Origin of the sequence: Emticicia sp. W12TSBA100-4, from assembly GCF_040253585.1 — a bacterium.
In the GTDB taxonomy this organism is placed as follows: Bacteria; Bacteroidota; Bacteroidia; order Cytophagales; family Spirosomataceae; genus Emticicia.
Window position 1 is genome coordinate 1 of the sequence record NZ_JBELAU010000018.1, and the last position, 14,638, is coordinate 14,638.

A 14,638-nucleotide genomic window follows, 5' to 3' on the forward strand; every position below is an offset into this window, starting at 1 on the left:
AACCAACAAATTAGGCCGATATACGGGTACTACTATCGTTTGGTCAGCTTAAAAATTAAGTTTTCAATTTTCTAAAATCTTAATAGAATGAATGTATATATCACTAAAGGATTTTCACCCTTTCTTCTAAGTGTAGAAGATAAAAGCGTATTGATGGAAGGACAAACAGAATTTGTTTCTCAACATCAAAGCAGATTCGTAACTGGTACAGATTGCACCTGTACAGTATCGGTTTTTGAATCAATAAAAGACCTCGTAGGCACAGAAAACGCACCTGCATTGCACGCAAACAAGGATGTAGCAGAAACACAACCTTACACAGACCGTTTAAATCTGTACATTGAAGACGGTTCTTTAAAATTAGTTTCATAGTCAAAATAAAACAGTAGCCTTATTATTAGTAAGGCTACTTTCTTTCAAATGCTGTATTTACCTTACATCCTTATTTTCATTGCTGCATTTTGTAATGCAATAATGGACACACTTACACATAAGTTTTCAAGTTCTGTTTTCAAAAACTTTAACCCACAGTTTTGGAATCCTACAATAAGTTGGACAAATAAATACAGAAACGGCAAAAAAGAAAATGGTAGAAAGTACCCGTCTTTTCTTTCGGGTGTTACCGACACTTTTAGCGATGGGTGGCACATTTTCAAACTCATATTTATATTGTCAATTGTCACAGGTTTTAGCCTTGGTAACTCTTTTAGGTGTGAGAATATACTCATTTTATTGGCAATTTGGGGGGTAACATTCAAATTGTTTTATGCAGTAATTTTAATTAAAAAATAACCTACCACATGGATATAATGCCTATACTCTCGAAACTATTAGAGGTTTCACCGTTTGCAGGTTTACTGCTTTACTTACTTTTTCGCTCGGAGAAAAGATTGGACGAAAAAGAAGTAAAATATGAAGCGAGATTAGATGCAAAGGACACAGCAGTTAAAGAGGTAACAGACAATTACCATAAATCACAGGCACAGCACACAGCCGTTTTACAGGAACTTGCAACCGTTATAAAAGACCGTAAGAAATGAAACTTACAACCGAACACTTCACAGCCATTGACAAGCGATTAAGTAAAATAGAACCTTACTTGGTTTGGCTTAATCTTTATTTGCCACAGTTCAATATTAATACATGGCAAAGACTTAGTTGTTTCTTAGCACAGTGTTTCCATGAAAACGACTTTTTGAACGGAATCGAAGAATATGCAAGCGGTGCAGCGTATCAAGGTAGAGAGGATTTAGGCAATATTCACCCAAACTACGGAGTAAAATATAAAGGGCGTGGATTTATACACACCACAGGATATTTTAACTATTTAGAATTTACGAAGTTCGCTAATATGATGGGTATAAGTATTGATTTTACTAAACAACCCGAAAGATTAAAAGAACCTCAATTTGCGGTTTTGTCAGGCATTTTCTACTGGAATAACAAAAAACTAAATTCATTCGCTGATAAATTAGATTTTCAAGAAATTACCGAAATAGTGAATGGTGGTTTAACTCATTTGGCCAAACGCAAACAAACGTGGCTCAAAACCTTAGAGATATGCAAACAGATAATTCAATCTTAGCATTTATTAAGCGTGAAGGATGGAAACGCTTAATAGTTTACTTCTTTGTTGTAATTTTTGCCCTCAAATATGCCTTTGGCTTCATTAATTCTTCCCTCCGTGACTATTACACAAAAGATGTAGAAGAAAAGCACCTTAACGAGTTGTTAATGCTTGATTCTCAACTTCAAGAACTCGAAACAGCACTTTCAGAGCGTGGCAAGGTGCAGAAAGTAGAAGTACAAAAAAGCACGGTAACGAATAACAAGGCCGTGCAGAATCAGAAAGATTTAGAGCAAAAAATTAAAGTCTATGAAAAAACTGGTATGGTCATTCGTGAAGGTAGCACTACTGATGCAGTTAGCAGCATTGACAGTCTTAGGGCAGCCCTCAAAGAGCAAGCAGCCGAACGCAAACGAAGAAGTAATAAATCTTTATAAAGATGCGTACCATCTTTGCAAAATAGACTTTGACACCTGCCAAAATCTTGTAAATAAGCAATCAAAATACATTCAGACACTCGAAAGTATCATAGACGTACAGAAACAACGTCTTGGGAAGTTTGAAGCACTTATTTACAAAAATAATGGCCGAAAACGTAGAGCGTTTGGCCTGTACTTTATTTGGAAACGTAACCGTAAAAAATTTTAATATGAAAACAATTAATGTAAACAATGACGGCAAAACATTCATTGCCTTTCAAAATGATGAAGGCTTACTGGTATTTAACCCGATTTTGGGCGGTAGTGCAACCGTATCTGTTAATGATAATTACGTAGCAACTGAACTAAACGGCCAAATGCAATTGGGCAGCCCAATTTTCTCGTTGCCTGCTTTTACTGATAACATCGAAGTTGCAAGGCAGGTAAGAGATAAAGTAAATAGTATTTCTGATACAGATTTTAAGACTTTAGAAAATATACTTCTATGAAGGAATTAATCTTATTTGGTTTGGCGGTCTTAGTACTGACCAACCGCAAACGCACCACCACAACGGCAAATACAGCCCAAACGGAGCAGCCAGTTCCCACCAAAAAAACTACAACCGTAGTAAATAATGGTGGCACTGCTGGCGGTGGAACTATCGAAACTCCTTTGTACTGGTTTACTCATAACCAACAATCTTTTGGTGAAGGTGATACACAAGTACAAGTGCAGCTTGTTTCTCATAGTAGAGTTGCACTGCCAACTGGACAGGCCACAGGCAACGATAATGCAAAGTGTGACTACTGGATTTATGACATGAATAATAATGTCATTGTTCAAATGCACGATGATTTTAATGCACACCATCCGAACTATTTTCCAAGTTCAGACCAATACGCAGGACAAACGGAATCGGTGAAAGTAGAAGTTGCAAGATTAAGCAGCATTTATCAGCCTGTAAATCCTTTTACTAACTATGAGAGCAAGGGCAACAACCACCACCCTTTTTTCAACCGATATTTGAAAGCAGGGAATTATAGATGGTTGATTCAAAACAAAAGCAATTTGAAAACGAATGTTTTTGTAGGATATGCCAACAGCGAACAAGAAAACGTGCAACACGACTTCGATATAGAAGCAGGTGGCACGGCAGATATAACATTTACGGTGGCACTGCACCCAACAGATACGGCCGTACCTATGAAAATCAACCTAAATAATTATCGTAGGTAAAAAACATACATTCTTAGGGGTAAGACTGTATTTCCATCAAACCCGAAAACTAAAAAAGCCACTCGTTTGAGTGGCTTTTTTGTTGTAGGTGCATTTAATTTATTTCTTTGCTTTTATTATAACTTCATCGTCTAAATTATACTCAAATAAAGTACCACGCACAAAACCTGCCTTTTCTCCGTCTTCATAAATTTCTATATCGTCACCGTTTTTCTTTAATTCAAAGGTACTTGTTTCAGTGGTTTTATCTCCATTGTCGTTTATTGTGAAAATAAAATTTACTTTATTTTCGCTTACTTTTAGAAGTTGTATGCTTGAAGATACGCCACCAATAGGCAGGTTTATGGAATCACCGAAAAGTTCTACATAATAAACTTGGTAAGTTCCTTCGACTTGGGCAGAAAGTTCGGGTTCTACGTCTTTTTTAGTGCAAGAAAATACAGCAAAAGAAAGCAGCAGGATTAAGATTTTTTTCATTGTGTTAATTATGTTTAGTGAGTTTCAAAATTATTTCCTAAAAACTTGTAGACCTAAATGTTTTTGATTTATTGATTATTCGGTGTCTTGTTTTTTGTTAGCATTTTTTTAGCTGCAGAGAGCTGATGGAAACACGCTCGGTGCAGAGCGATTGTTTTTAATGGCGTTATTTGTTAACAAATATTCTTAATTCGGTCTAATCTGTTTTGTAAATCCGTTATTTGCATAGCGTAGTCACTTAGTTTTGTACTTTGGTATTGTACTCTTTTACTTAGGTCGTTTATTTGGTTTATATTGGTTGGGTACTGGTATATAATATATTGGATTATATCAGTTGCAGACTTTTTACCAATCTTTGCCCCTACTTCGTTTAGTATCTCATTTGTACGTTCGTCTAAGTCACGAAGCATTACGGTTTTAAATTCTTTCTTCATTAGTACATTCGTTTACGGTGAAATCTGATACAAAATATTTTCCATCTTGGTTTTTTAATGTAAAACAAAAGGTTCTTGCACCTTGCGAAACTGCATATTGACAATCGTCTAAAACAGAAACAAAATCGGTTTCTCTATCTATATTAGTTTCTACCCAACCACGACCATCTACAAAAAAACTATCCAGTGAAGTTACTTCATGGTTTGGGTAAACTTGGTGTACTTTGTTTAGGCTTAAATTTTTCATCTTACAATCGTAAAGTTTTTGTTTTCTAATTCATTTAAAAATCCAAGTTCGAGAGACTTTTTAAGGCGTTCTCGTGCCTTCTTTTTCTGACTATCAATTTTAGAGTTTTTGTCTATTGTTTTGTCATAATTCAGAAAGCCAGTAATTACGTTTTCTTTGGTTAGTTCGATACTGGTGGCAAACATTTGTTTGCATACTTCGTGCAGTTCAGCGTTTTTGGTTTCTTCGCTTTTAGTTTCGAGTGCCTTCACTTCGTTATCGAATAGCACTCTAAAACCTTCCAAATCTTTATCCCACTGGAAAAAGTATGGTTCAAAATCGGAGGTATAGCGGTTTAGCTTACAGCGAACTTGATGCACACCTTTTGCCCTATCTTTTGAAAGCGAAATTGCACCTGAACATTTACGCTCAATTTCCTGCCCGATGTGACCCCTTGCACCGTTGCCGTCCTTGCCTTCGTGTATTACCATTGCCATAGTTGTACCGTTTTCGAGAAGTTTCAATACTTTTTCAATTATCTTTTTAGATTGTTCCTCGTTGTTTACGGAGTCGATGAAATCGGTTATACCATCAATTACGATTAGGTGTGCGTTTGAATGTTCGAGAAAAACGTCTTGCAAGAAGTTCAAACGTTCTTCCATTTCCATCTTGCGAATGTTGTAAGTGAATAGGTTTTTCGGTTCTTCGATTTCGGCAATCTTACAGATACGCTCGTAAAAGCGTTTTGTTTGTTGGCGTGCCTGTTCGGTATCAATATAAACCACGTCCTTAGTGGTGTGCGTGGTTCTGATTAATAGAGTTTGGTTTGTATCGACTTCTTTCATTAGAGCCGTGGCAAGCATATAAACGAGAGCGTTTGATTTACCTGCTTTTTTTTCGCCCGAAATCATCAATATTTCGCCCTCCGTGCCTATCCAAGTATCATCAATAAAAATCGACGGTTGCAAAGGTTTCATTTCGGTATGCTTATTTATTAGGTAATTTTTAAGTATAGATTTCTTTGCCGTTTCGGGTGCAGTATCGTTGTTTGATAGTACAGCACTGATATTAAGTTTCTTTGACATTAGGCAGTGATTTTAATTTTAACTCGTAAAATTCTCGTAATGGTTTAGGGCTTGTTTTTATTTCTTGCCTTATAAATGTTTCAAGAAAATGTTTAGCCATATATCTTGCTTTATAGTTTGGGAGTTCGTTGTATCGCTCAAAAAGTGATATTTCGCACTCAATGCCAACGTACTGGTATTGATTCAATAAACCCCAAAACTCCAAAAGCAACTTGAAAAGCATTTCAGATTCAAGCGGTTGCGGTGGTGGTGGCGTTTGCTCAAACTTCAAAGTTTCGTTTTCTTCAATCAGTTGTTTGACCCCAAGTAAAAATTCAGTCTCGTTCTGAATTGTTCTTATACTCCAACTTTGATTTTGTTCGGCCAGTTGAACACGCTCAATTTTTTGTTGCAACAGTTCTTTTAGTCGATTCATTTTGGAGTATCTTTTTAAGGTCTTTGAAAAACTGTTTATTTCTTGAATGACATCGTAAAATTTCGGCATCTATAAACGGTATAGCTTCATTTATTCGCTTCATTGGTTCGTCACTAATTTGATTCAACTGAATAGAAAGTCTTTCGTTTTTCCATTTCAGTTCTTCAATTTCTTCGTTTTTGTCTTCAATTATTTCTTTCAATCGTTGTATTTCGTAATTCATAGTAGTATCAGTTTGAGGTTTGTATTTACACGGACTGCACTCACAGCCAGTACGCAAAAGGTGGCAATTATGCCCGCAGGTTGTTTTCATTCTCGACGTGCTTTTTATCAATTATTAGAACTATTACCATCAAAATAATTGCAGGAATTAAGCACAGAACCCCGATAACTCTAAGTATTGCTTGCATGGTATTGGTCGGATAAGGTTTGGAGTTCGTAAATTTCTTTTCTCATAAAGTTGAGCCAATAATCAGAATTTTGTTTTGTGCCTACGGTTGTAAGGCCGTTTTCAAACATTTTTAAATCCGTTCGGATAACATTGCCCAACTGTTTAATTCGGTTTTCGAGTTTGGTTTTATCGCTCATGGTTTTGGTTGTTTTCAAAATTTGCACAGGTGTCTTGTTTATCTACATACCATCTTAGTAGCACACAGTATTTGTATTTTAGTGTTTCTACTTTTACGCCCTTTTTGCTTGCGTGTCCTTCTTGACCGCCTGTATAAAAGGCATTTGCACAGTTATCACAATTTCTCATTTCTTCCATCTTAATAAAGCGTTATACACAGCCTTTGAAATAGTGCTTATATGAGTTTCTTTGTCTTTACTTGTATTTGAAAGATTGTAAATAACTCCATCGCCATTTTTATCGGTTTTTGAAACCGTAATAACAAACTCGTCTAATCCGAAACGCTCGCAGGTTTCGGCAATAACTTCTTTAAATAATTGAATCTCGTGAGGTTTCATTAGTCAATAGTCATTTGAAGGTTATTACCGAAAGGAGGAATGTTTTTAAACTTGTCTTGCATTGGTTTCAAGATTAAATCTTTATCAACCTTGCAAACATGGCAAAACAAAAGAATGTCATCCGTTTCGGGTTTTTTCAGCCGTTTGTAAAATTGTTCTTTCGATAGCTTGGTTCGTTCTTGCCAAACCGTTCTAAAATACTTTGCTGACATCGGATTTACCGTACGATAAATATTTTGTAATTCTGACATATAAATATTTGGTATAGTGTTAAAATATTACATTGCTTTGTACTAATATTACAATGCAGTTGCGTATTAGTACACTGCAAATGTATGTCAATATTTGTGTACTATCCAAATATTTGAACCATATTTTTTTATATATGCACGTATTTATTAATGTAAACCCATAAGAAATGCAGAAATCGGCAGAAAAAATATTAGAACTGGTGCTTAGTGAGATGAGCAAAAGGGGTGTGACCAAAAGAAAAGTATATCAATATTTGGATATAGCCCCCACGTCACTGGATAACTATTTTAAAAACAAATATCCTATTTCTTTACAACACTACTTATCTATATGCGAACTGTTAGAATTAAATCCATCATTTTTTTTTGAAGCCAACCACACCAACGTAATCAGTGATAGTAACGTACAGACGGCCACAGGCAAGGGCATAAAGCAAACCATCGGAGCATCGGCCAGCCATGACAACAAAGAAACTGAAATTTTGAGAGTAGAAAATGAGGGCTTGAAGAAAGAGAACGCCCTACTCCGTGAAATGATTGAAATGTATAAAAACAAGTAGTTTCAAACAATCTCTAAAACAATCCGAATTAAACCCAAGACGGACGGACGGATACTACTATATAGATATATCCGTCCGTCCGTCTTTATTTATGTATTTATAGCTGTGTAGGTTCAAACAATTATTCAAACATGAATTATAAGTATTTTATTATCAAGTTTTTGCATGTATCCTTCGGGAACACCAAGACGCATTATTAAGTGCGTCAAAGCCGCTGACTACTTAGTAGTCAGCGGCTTTTTTTGTTATTGATTTACATTAGATAAAACTTAAGTAAACGCACTTAAATCAGTACAATATCATTGGCATTTGCTACCTCGTAGTTGATTGTTTTTAGGTTTTCGACTAACTCAACTGAGGAAACCTTCGTGCGTGCAACAGCCAACATTTCACCGTGATTATCAACTATTTCTACAACTTCACCGATTTCAAAATCACCTTTTACTTTTCTGATACCAACGGCCAACAAACTACTGCGTTTTTGAATTGCTTTGGCTGCTCCTGCATCAATCTGCAAAGTTCCTACTGTAACGCTTCCACTGGCCAACCATTTATTTCTTGATGAAAGATTGACTTCTTGAGCCGTAAACTCGCTTCCTGCCTCACCTTTGATGGCTTTCAAGATACCATCTTGCTCTTTCGTCCCGAAAATAATCACCTTGATTCCCATGCGAGTGGCGAGTTTCGTAAAAGTTAATTTAGAAGCCATTCCGCCTGAGCCGAGTGCCGATTTTGAATTATCAACCAATCCAAGAATCTGATTATCAATGTTTTCTATTTTACGAATGATGTTTTTGTCTTTATCCAAAAGTCCACCAACTGATGTGCAAATCATTAGTGTTTCTGCCCCGAAACCCGTGGCGATTAATGTTGCCAGTTCGTCATTGTCCGAAAATTTTAATTCACGATTACTCACAACGTCGTTTTCGTTGGCAATCGGAATAATATCATTTTTCCAAAGTTCTTGGTAAGTTTCTTTGAGTTGCAAAAACTGCTCACGGTTACCAAAATGTTGACGTTCGCACAAACTTTGAGCGATCTGAATACCGTATTTGGAGAAATATTTTGAGTAAATATTCAACAAAAGCGGATTTCCGATGGCAGCGGCGGCCTTACGCTCGGCAATTTCGCCCGAATAGTTTTTGATAAAATGCTTTCCTGCACCCACCGCCCCCGATGATACCATAACTATCTGATAGTCAGCGTGAAGAATGGCTACTTGGCGGGCAATATCGGCAATGATGGTTTCATCAGGCTCTCCGTTTTTTTGAGTAATCGAAGCTGTTCCGAATTTTAGGATAAGAATAGGTTTTTGAATCATAATGGCAAAGATACAATTTTCAGACTACACAAAAAAAAGCCTTGATAATCTTCCGACTATCAAGGCTTTTATATATTTCTCAGAAATTAAGCTCCTGCAAAAGCGTTTTTGCTTTCTGCACGTTTACGCTCGTTTTCGTCAAGGTAAATCTTACGCATACGAATTGATTTTGGAGTGATTTCCAAATATTCGTCTTTTTGGATATATTCCATTGCATCTTCCAAAGAGAAGTTGATTTTTGGAGCAATCTTCACGTTAGTATCAGAACCCGAAGCACGCATGTTGGTTAATTGTTTCGCAGTTTGTACGTTCACAACGATGTCGTTCTGACGGTTATGCTCACCAATTACCATTCCCATATAAACTTCTTCACTTGGGTCGATGAAGAATACACCTCTATCTTGCAATTTATCAATTGAATACGGAGTAGCTGGACCATTTCCGCTGGCAATCAATGAACCGTTTACACGGCCAGGAATTGCACCTTTGAATGGCTCATACGATTTGAAACGGTGGTTCATGATAGCTTCTCCGAAAGTAGCTGTCAATACGCTTGAACGTAAACCAATCAAACCACGAGAAGGAATATTGAACTCAAGGTGTTGTAAGTCGCCTTTTGGCTCCATAATCAACAATTCACCTTTACGTTGTGTTGCTAATTCGATTACTTTTCCTGCTGTTTCTTCTGGCACGTCAACAACCAATGTTTCGATTGGCTCCAAACGCTCGCCGTTTTCTCCTTCTTTGTATAATACTTGTGGTTGACCAACTTGAAGCTCATATCCTTCACGACGCATCGTTTCGATAAGAACTGATAAGTGAAGAATACCACGACCAAATACTAAGAATTTATCTTCAGTGTCACCTGTTTGAACTCTCAAAGCAAGGTTTTTCTCTGTTTCTTTCATCAAACGGTCACGAAGGTGGCGTGATGTTACGAATTTACCTTCTTTTCCGAAGAAAGGAGAGTTGTTAATCGTAAACAACATGTTCATCGTTGGTTCGTCGATTGAGATACGTGGTAAAGCCTCTGGGTTTTCCATGTCAGCAATAGTATCACCGATTTCAAAATCTTCGATACCTGTTACTGCACAAATTTCTCCTGAACTTACTTCCGCAACTTTTACTTTACCAAGACCTTCAAAAACTTGTAATTCTTTGATTTTATTACGTTTGATTGTGCCGTCAGCTTTGCAAAGTGCTACTTGCATACCTTCTTTCAAAGTTCCACGAGCTACACGACCGATAGCGATACGTCCAACAAACGAAGAATAATCAAGTGATGTGATTTGCATTTGGGCTGTTCCTTCAACTACTGGTGAAGCTGGAATATGCTCAATGATAGCATCTAATAACGGAACGATGTCGGTTGTTGGTTTGGTATAATCCGTACTCATCCAACCTTGTTTTGATGAACCATAAAGGCAAGGGAAGTCGAGTTGGTCTTCGGTTGCTTCAAGGTTAAACATCAAATCGAACACTTGTTCGTGAACTTCGTCAGGGCGACAGTTTTCTTTATCAACTTTATTTACAACAACGATTGGTTTCAAACCCAATGCAAGGGCTTTACCTAACACGAAACGTGTTTGTGGCATTGGTCCTTCAAAAGCATCCACCAATAAAATTACGCCATCGGCTAATTTCAATACACGCTCCACCTCTCCACCAAAGTCAGAGTGACCAGGGGTATCAATGATGTTAATTTTTACGCCATTATATCTTACTGATACGTTTTTCGAAACGATAGTAATTCCACGCTCACGCTCAAGGTCGTTGTTATCGAGAATTAAGTCACCAAATTCTTGGTTATCTCTGAAAAGTTTTGACGCATGAATGATTTTATCAACCAATGTAGTTTTACCGTGGTCAACGTGGGCAATAATGGCGATGTTTCTGATATTATTCATTAAATGTATTTGTTAATTCGTTGTGCATCAACATTTACCATTCACAACTGATAAACAAAGACGAACAACACCTTTCTTAAATAAACCGCAAAATTAGGCAATATAAATGACAAAACCTTGACTATCCTATACAATCCCCTGATTATCAAATTGTTAATAAGAATAGTACAATTATTTTCGAGAAAATCAATGTTTCGTAGGTTTGCGTAAGCTCAACATTTGAGCATTTTGACCTATTACTCACTAATTTGGTAGATTTAGTGGTATTTTAATTTTACCTTAATTTTTATTGTTATATTTTTGCGGTCGATTTTTTTAGAACCCTGTATATCAGATAATTACATTAGTGAAAAACGTACAACAAGCCTTTATTATACATACACCCAAGCAAATCCTTCTGGTTTTTAGATTATGTTTTGCCTTATTTTTCTTGAATATTTCGAGTCATGCCCAAAGTTATAATCACACGACTGTTTGGTCGAGATTATTACTCAGCAAGCAATTTGGGAAGTGGGTTGTTTCGGGCGATGTAGCGTATAGGCGTCAAAATGATTTTCATAAGTCTAAATACAATTTTTTAGATAAGCCATTGCTCGATGCACAGCGTATAATTGTAGGGTATCGTACAAAAAATTGGTTATTCAATTTTGGGGCTTCACGGTGGCATTCTTACCAAATTTTAGGAAAAGAAGCTGACTTCGAAAGACTACCAACTGTTGAGTGGCGATTTACTCCAGGAATTGAGTATTTTAAAAGCTTTAACAAAGCTACTTTTCAGTGGCGAACCCAATATGAGTATCGAAGCTTCGTTGACCGTACGGCTGGACGTTTTCGTCAGCGTTTGCAGCTTCGTCAGCCTCTTTCCGAAACTAATAGTTTGGTTTTTATGCAAGAATTTTTGTTCGGAGCTCCCCCAAACTCTACAAAAAAATATGAGCAGAATCAGATTGGATTTACGTTCAATCATAATTTTACAAAACATTTAGAGTCGGAGTTGGGCTATCGTTATATTTTCCGCCGCCGCCGTACTACCGCCGAAATTGATAACGAAAATGCACTCGTAGTAGGGTTGATGTTTCGTTATTAACACAATTTTTAGTCTGTAATTTCCTTGTTGAACTAATTTAAAGTCAAAAAAATATAAGAAAAAGCAAATATTTCGGTAGTTAAGATTGAAAAAGAGTGCTTACTTTGCTATATTAATTTACTCTATCCAATTTAAAAAACTCATGAAAAGAATATTTTTACTTTTTTCACTTGTTCCTGCTGCTCTTTTCGGACAAACAAAGCCTGTGAAAATTGTTCGTGATGATGCCAATAAAAAAGTGGATGTACTCGTCGATGGTAAGGCTTTTACTTCTTATATCTATCCAGGCCCCGACAAACTAAAGAAAGCCGTTTTATATCCAGTTCGTACATCGGAAGGTACACTTATCACTCGTGGCTGGCCAATGGACCCACGCCCAGGCGAGCGTGTTGACCATCCGCACCACGTAGGCGTATGGTTTAACTACGAAGACGTAAACGGTCATGATTTCTGGAATAATTCAAACACACCGCCAAATCCGAAGGGTGTTTATGGTACAATCGTGCATACAGGAATTAAGTCTGTAAAATCGGGTAAAGATAAAGGATCGTTGGTCGTAACGGCCGATTGGCTCGATAAAGATGGAAAAGTGATGTTGAAAGAAACAACAACTTATGTTTTTCAAGGAACTGATAAACAGCGTGTTACGGATAGAATTACGACATTAACGGCTGTCGATAAAGAAGTTTTATTTAAAGATGTGAAAGACGGTACTTTTGCGATTCGTTTAGCTCGCCAATTGGAACATCCATCTACCAAAGCAGAAATCTTTACCGATGCAAGTGGGGTTGCTACCAGCGTGCCGTCGTTGGATAATACAGGAATTACAGGAAGCTACCGCAATAAAGAGGGAATCGAAGGAGAAGATACTTGGGCAAAACGCTCGGACTGGGTAAATCTTCGTGGTAAAATCGGTGAAGAAAAAATCTCGGTTGCTATTATCGACCACCCAAAAAATGTTGGGTATCCAACCTATTGGCACTCTCGTGGATATGGCCTTTTCTCGGCAAATCCGCTTGGACAAAAGGCATTTTCTAATGGAAAAGATGTCTTGAATTTCAAACTTGCTCCGAATCAATCAACCACTTTTCGTTTTAGATTAGTGGTAACTTCGGGCGAAGTTTCAGACACCGAAATGAACAAATTAACTGCCGATTTTGCGAAGGTGCAGTAAGATTATAGATTTTAGAAAGCGAACGTGGTACATCTCATGAATGTGCCACGTTTTTTTTTATTTTCCAAACATCACATTTCTTTACGTTTTTCATTGAAATTAATCATTTATCAGTATAATTGTGGCGAAATCCAATATTTACAAACAATTATATTCACACCATGACATTCCGCTATTTCTTCGTATGGCTATTATTTATTTCCCAAATAACCTTCTCGCAAGTAAAATTTGAAAGTTTTGATGATTTACCAACCTTGTTTACTGCCGCCCAAACACGCAATAAATTGATTTTCGTACAGACCAAATCTGAAAGTTGTAATCAGTGTAATGATGTTGCCCGAAAGGGTTTGAGTAGTACAAAATTGAGAGAAAAATATGCCCAAAACTTCATTTCTATTGAGATAGAAATGAACTCAAGAATTTATAAGGAATTAGTAAAGAAAACTACATTTAAAGTTCTTCCAAGTTCGATTTTTTTAGATACCAATGCCGATTTAATAGGTTTAGAGTGGGAGAGCTATTCTGATGAAAATAAATATTTAGGACTTGCAAACAGTGCTATTACAAATGCAAAAGACCCTGTAAGACAAGACTTAGAAACCAAATATAAAAGCGGCAATAGAGATAAAAATTTTTTAAAAAAGTATATCGAATATAAAATTTCGGTCGAACATGAAGTGGAGAGCATCACAGAAGAGTATATCAACTTGCATACAATCGGAGAATTATCAACGATTGAAAATGTAAAACTTTTGATAAATACAGCTTCTCCGATTGATAGTAAAGTAAGAAAGGTTTTATATGCAGTTTTACCTGAAAAAATGACAGATAGTTTATTCAGAATTTTACCACTTAATCAACGAGTTATAATAAATAGTAGGATTAGTGGTGCTACATTTAGAAAAGCGGTTACTGAAAGAAATAGCACTTTAGCTGGTCGTTTGGCTACTTTTGTTTCTAATGGTCATGGAAAAGACTGGGAAAAAGGAAGTTTTTTTTATCAAACAACAATACTTAGATTTTATAAAGAAGTGAAAGATACATTGAAGTTTCTGAGTACTGCAGAAACATTTGCAAACTATACTTTGATGACTTCAAGCCTTGATACTCTGTTGAAAAGAGATAGCATTGCTCGAAGTAAATACCTTGCAAGTACAAAAAAAGACACACTTATTTCAGAATCTTATAGTTCATTTTATCAGAAATATGCCGATGAACTTAATAATATTTCTTACAGATATTTTGAGTTTTCAAATGATTTTAATAACTTGAATAAAGCCTTGAAATGGTCGAAAAGAGCTTTAGAAATCAACGAAGTGTTGTCAATGGATGCTTCACGAAAGAAAAACCCTTATATGATGGATACCTACGCCCAATTACTTTTCAAGTTAGGGCAGAAAGAAGAAGCTATTAAATGGCAAACCGATGTAATAGAAACAGCAAAATTATGGAAAGCTGATACGACCAAGTTTGAAGAAACGCTTGCGAAAATGAAGAAATAATCAAAAAAAC

The 14,638-nt window shown here is 36.4% G+C and carries 21 protein-coding genes; 10 read left to right on the forward strand and 11 right to left on the reverse strand.

Going from position 1 to position 14,638, the window contains the following annotated elements; all coding sequences use genetic code 11:
- Positions 1 to 87 precede the first annotated feature (87 nt).
- The 6 genes from ABR854_RS22500 (at position 88) to ABR854_RS22525 (ending at position 3,223) form a co-directional block, all read left to right on the forward strand.
- Complete coding sequence (locus ABR854_RS22500) at positions 88 to 372, forward strand: hypothetical protein (RefSeq protein ID WP_350268105.1); 285 nt, start codon at positions 88 to 90, stop codon at positions 370 to 372.
- Positions 373 to 800: 428 nt separating this feature from the next.
- A complete protein-coding gene (locus ABR854_RS22505) occupies positions 801 to 1,040 on the forward strand; it encodes a hypothetical protein (protein ID WP_350268106.1) in 240 nt (79 codons plus the stop codon).
- On the forward strand, positions 1,037 to 1,585 hold the full coding sequence (locus tag ABR854_RS22510; protein ID WP_350268107.1) for a glycoside hydrolase family 19 protein: 549 nt from the start codon (positions 1,037 to 1,039) through the stop codon (positions 1,583 to 1,585). The genes ABR854_RS22505 and ABR854_RS22510 overlap by 4 nt, the downstream gene beginning before the upstream one ends.
- A complete protein-coding gene (locus ABR854_RS22515) occupies positions 1,561 to 2,004 on the forward strand; it encodes a hypothetical protein (RefSeq protein WP_350268108.1) in 444 nt (147 codons plus the stop codon). Before ABR854_RS22510 ends, ABR854_RS22515 begins: the two co-directional genes overlap by 25 nt.
- A 146-nt stretch (positions 2,005 to 2,150) precedes the next feature.
- On the forward strand, positions 2,151 to 2,495 hold the full coding sequence (locus ABR854_RS22520; RefSeq protein ID WP_350268109.1) for a hypothetical protein: 345 nt from the start codon (positions 2,151 to 2,153) through the stop codon (positions 2,493 to 2,495).
- Complete coding sequence (locus ABR854_RS22525; RefSeq protein WP_350268110.1) at positions 2,492 to 3,223, forward strand: hypothetical protein; 732 nt, start codon at positions 2,492 to 2,494, stop codon at positions 3,221 to 3,223. The genes ABR854_RS22520 and ABR854_RS22525 overlap by 4 nt, the downstream gene beginning before the upstream one ends.
- A 99-nt stretch (positions 3,224 to 3,322) precedes the next feature.
- Here the strand turns inward: ABR854_RS22525 and ABR854_RS22530 are convergent, their stop codons facing one another.
- From ABR854_RS22530 to ABR854_RS22570, 9 genes are all read right to left on the reverse strand, one after another.
- The gene (locus ABR854_RS22530; protein WP_350268111.1) at positions 3,323 to 3,700 is read right to left on the reverse strand and encodes a hypothetical protein; all 378 of its coding nucleotides are present in this window, start codon (positions 3,698 to 3,700) and stop codon (positions 3,323 to 3,325) included.
- 417 nt (positions 3,701 to 4,117) lie between these two features.
- Complete coding sequence (locus ABR854_RS22535; protein WP_350268112.1) at positions 4,118 to 4,381, reverse strand: hypothetical protein; 264 nt, start codon at positions 4,379 to 4,381, stop codon at positions 4,118 to 4,120.
- Positions 4,378 to 5,445, reverse strand: a complete 1,068-nt coding sequence (locus ABR854_RS22540; protein ID WP_350268113.1) for an AAA family ATPase — start codon at positions 5,443 to 5,445, stop codon at positions 4,378 to 4,380. The genes ABR854_RS22535 and ABR854_RS22540 overlap by 4 nt, the downstream gene beginning before the upstream one ends.
- A complete protein-coding gene (locus ABR854_RS22545; RefSeq protein ID WP_350268114.1) occupies positions 5,429 to 5,860 on the reverse strand; it encodes a hypothetical protein in 432 nt (143 codons plus the stop codon). Before ABR854_RS22545 ends, ABR854_RS22540 begins: the two co-directional genes overlap by 17 nt.
- Positions 5,823 to 6,173: a hypothetical protein gene (locus ABR854_RS22550; protein WP_350268115.1), complete on the reverse strand. Its 351-nt coding sequence runs from the start codon at positions 6,171 to 6,173 to the stop codon at positions 5,823 to 5,825. Before ABR854_RS22550 ends, ABR854_RS22545 begins: the two co-directional genes overlap by 38 nt.
- 80 nt (positions 6,174 to 6,253) lie before the next feature.
- Entirely contained in the window at positions 6,254 to 6,448 is a 195-nt protein-coding gene (locus ABR854_RS22555; RefSeq protein ID WP_350268116.1) for a hypothetical protein, read from the reverse strand.
- The gene (locus ABR854_RS22560) at positions 6,438 to 6,626 is read right to left on the reverse strand and encodes a hypothetical protein (RefSeq protein WP_350268117.1); all 189 of its coding nucleotides are present in this window, start codon (positions 6,624 to 6,626) and stop codon (positions 6,438 to 6,440) included. The genes ABR854_RS22555 and ABR854_RS22560 overlap by 11 nt, the downstream gene beginning before the upstream one ends.
- On the reverse strand, positions 6,614 to 6,826 hold the full coding sequence (locus tag ABR854_RS22565; RefSeq protein ID WP_350268118.1) for a hypothetical protein: 213 nt from the start codon (positions 6,824 to 6,826) through the stop codon (positions 6,614 to 6,616). The genes ABR854_RS22560 and ABR854_RS22565 overlap by 13 nt, the downstream gene beginning before the upstream one ends.
- Positions 6,826 to 7,077, reverse strand: a complete 252-nt coding sequence (locus tag ABR854_RS22570) for a hypothetical protein (RefSeq protein WP_350268119.1) — start codon at positions 7,075 to 7,077, stop codon at positions 6,826 to 6,828. Before ABR854_RS22570 ends, ABR854_RS22565 begins: the two co-directional genes overlap by 1 nt.
- A gap of 167 nt (positions 7,078 to 7,244) precedes the next feature.
- On the opposite strand from ABR854_RS22570, the gene ABR854_RS22575 reads away from it, so the two are divergent.
- On the forward strand, positions 7,245 to 7,637 hold the full coding sequence (locus tag ABR854_RS22575; RefSeq protein WP_350268120.1) for a coiled-coil domain-containing protein: 393 nt from the start codon (positions 7,245 to 7,247) through the stop codon (positions 7,635 to 7,637).
- 283 nt (positions 7,638 to 7,920) lie between these two features.
- Here the strand turns inward: ABR854_RS22575 and proB are convergent, their stop codons facing one another.
- Both proB and typA read right to left on the reverse strand, forming a co-directional pair.
- Entirely contained in the window at positions 7,921 to 8,955 is a 1,035-nt protein-coding gene (gene proB / locus ABR854_RS22580) for a glutamate 5-kinase (RefSeq protein ID WP_350268188.1), read from the reverse strand.
- Between the two features lie 89 nt (positions 8,956 to 9,044).
- On the reverse strand, positions 9,045 to 10,865 hold the full coding sequence (typA, locus tag ABR854_RS22585) for a translational GTPase TypA (RefSeq protein ID WP_350268121.1): 1,821 nt from the start codon (positions 10,863 to 10,865) through the stop codon (positions 9,045 to 9,047).
- Positions 10,866 to 11,211: 346 nt separating this feature from the next.
- On the opposite strand from typA, the gene ABR854_RS22590 reads away from it, so the two are divergent.
- The 3 genes from ABR854_RS22590 to ABR854_RS22600 all read left to right on the forward strand — a co-directional run bounded on the left by ABR854_RS22590 (position 11,212) and on the right by ABR854_RS22600 (position 14,628).
- A complete protein-coding gene (locus tag ABR854_RS22590) occupies positions 11,212 to 11,952 on the forward strand; it encodes a DUF2490 domain-containing protein (RefSeq protein ID WP_350268122.1) in 741 nt (246 codons plus the stop codon).
- A gap of 142 nt (positions 11,953 to 12,094) precedes the next feature.
- Complete coding sequence (locus ABR854_RS22595) at positions 12,095 to 13,126, forward strand: DUF6807 domain-containing protein (protein ID WP_350268123.1); 1,032 nt, start codon at positions 12,095 to 12,097, stop codon at positions 13,124 to 13,126.
- A 161-nt stretch (positions 13,127 to 13,287) separates the two neighbouring features.
- Positions 13,288 to 14,628 (forward strand): hypothetical protein, encoded by a 1,341-nt coding sequence (locus ABR854_RS22600; protein WP_350268124.1) that lies wholly within the window; start codon positions 13,288 to 13,290, stop codon positions 14,626 to 14,628.
- Positions 14,629 to 14,638 lie beyond the last annotated feature (10 nt).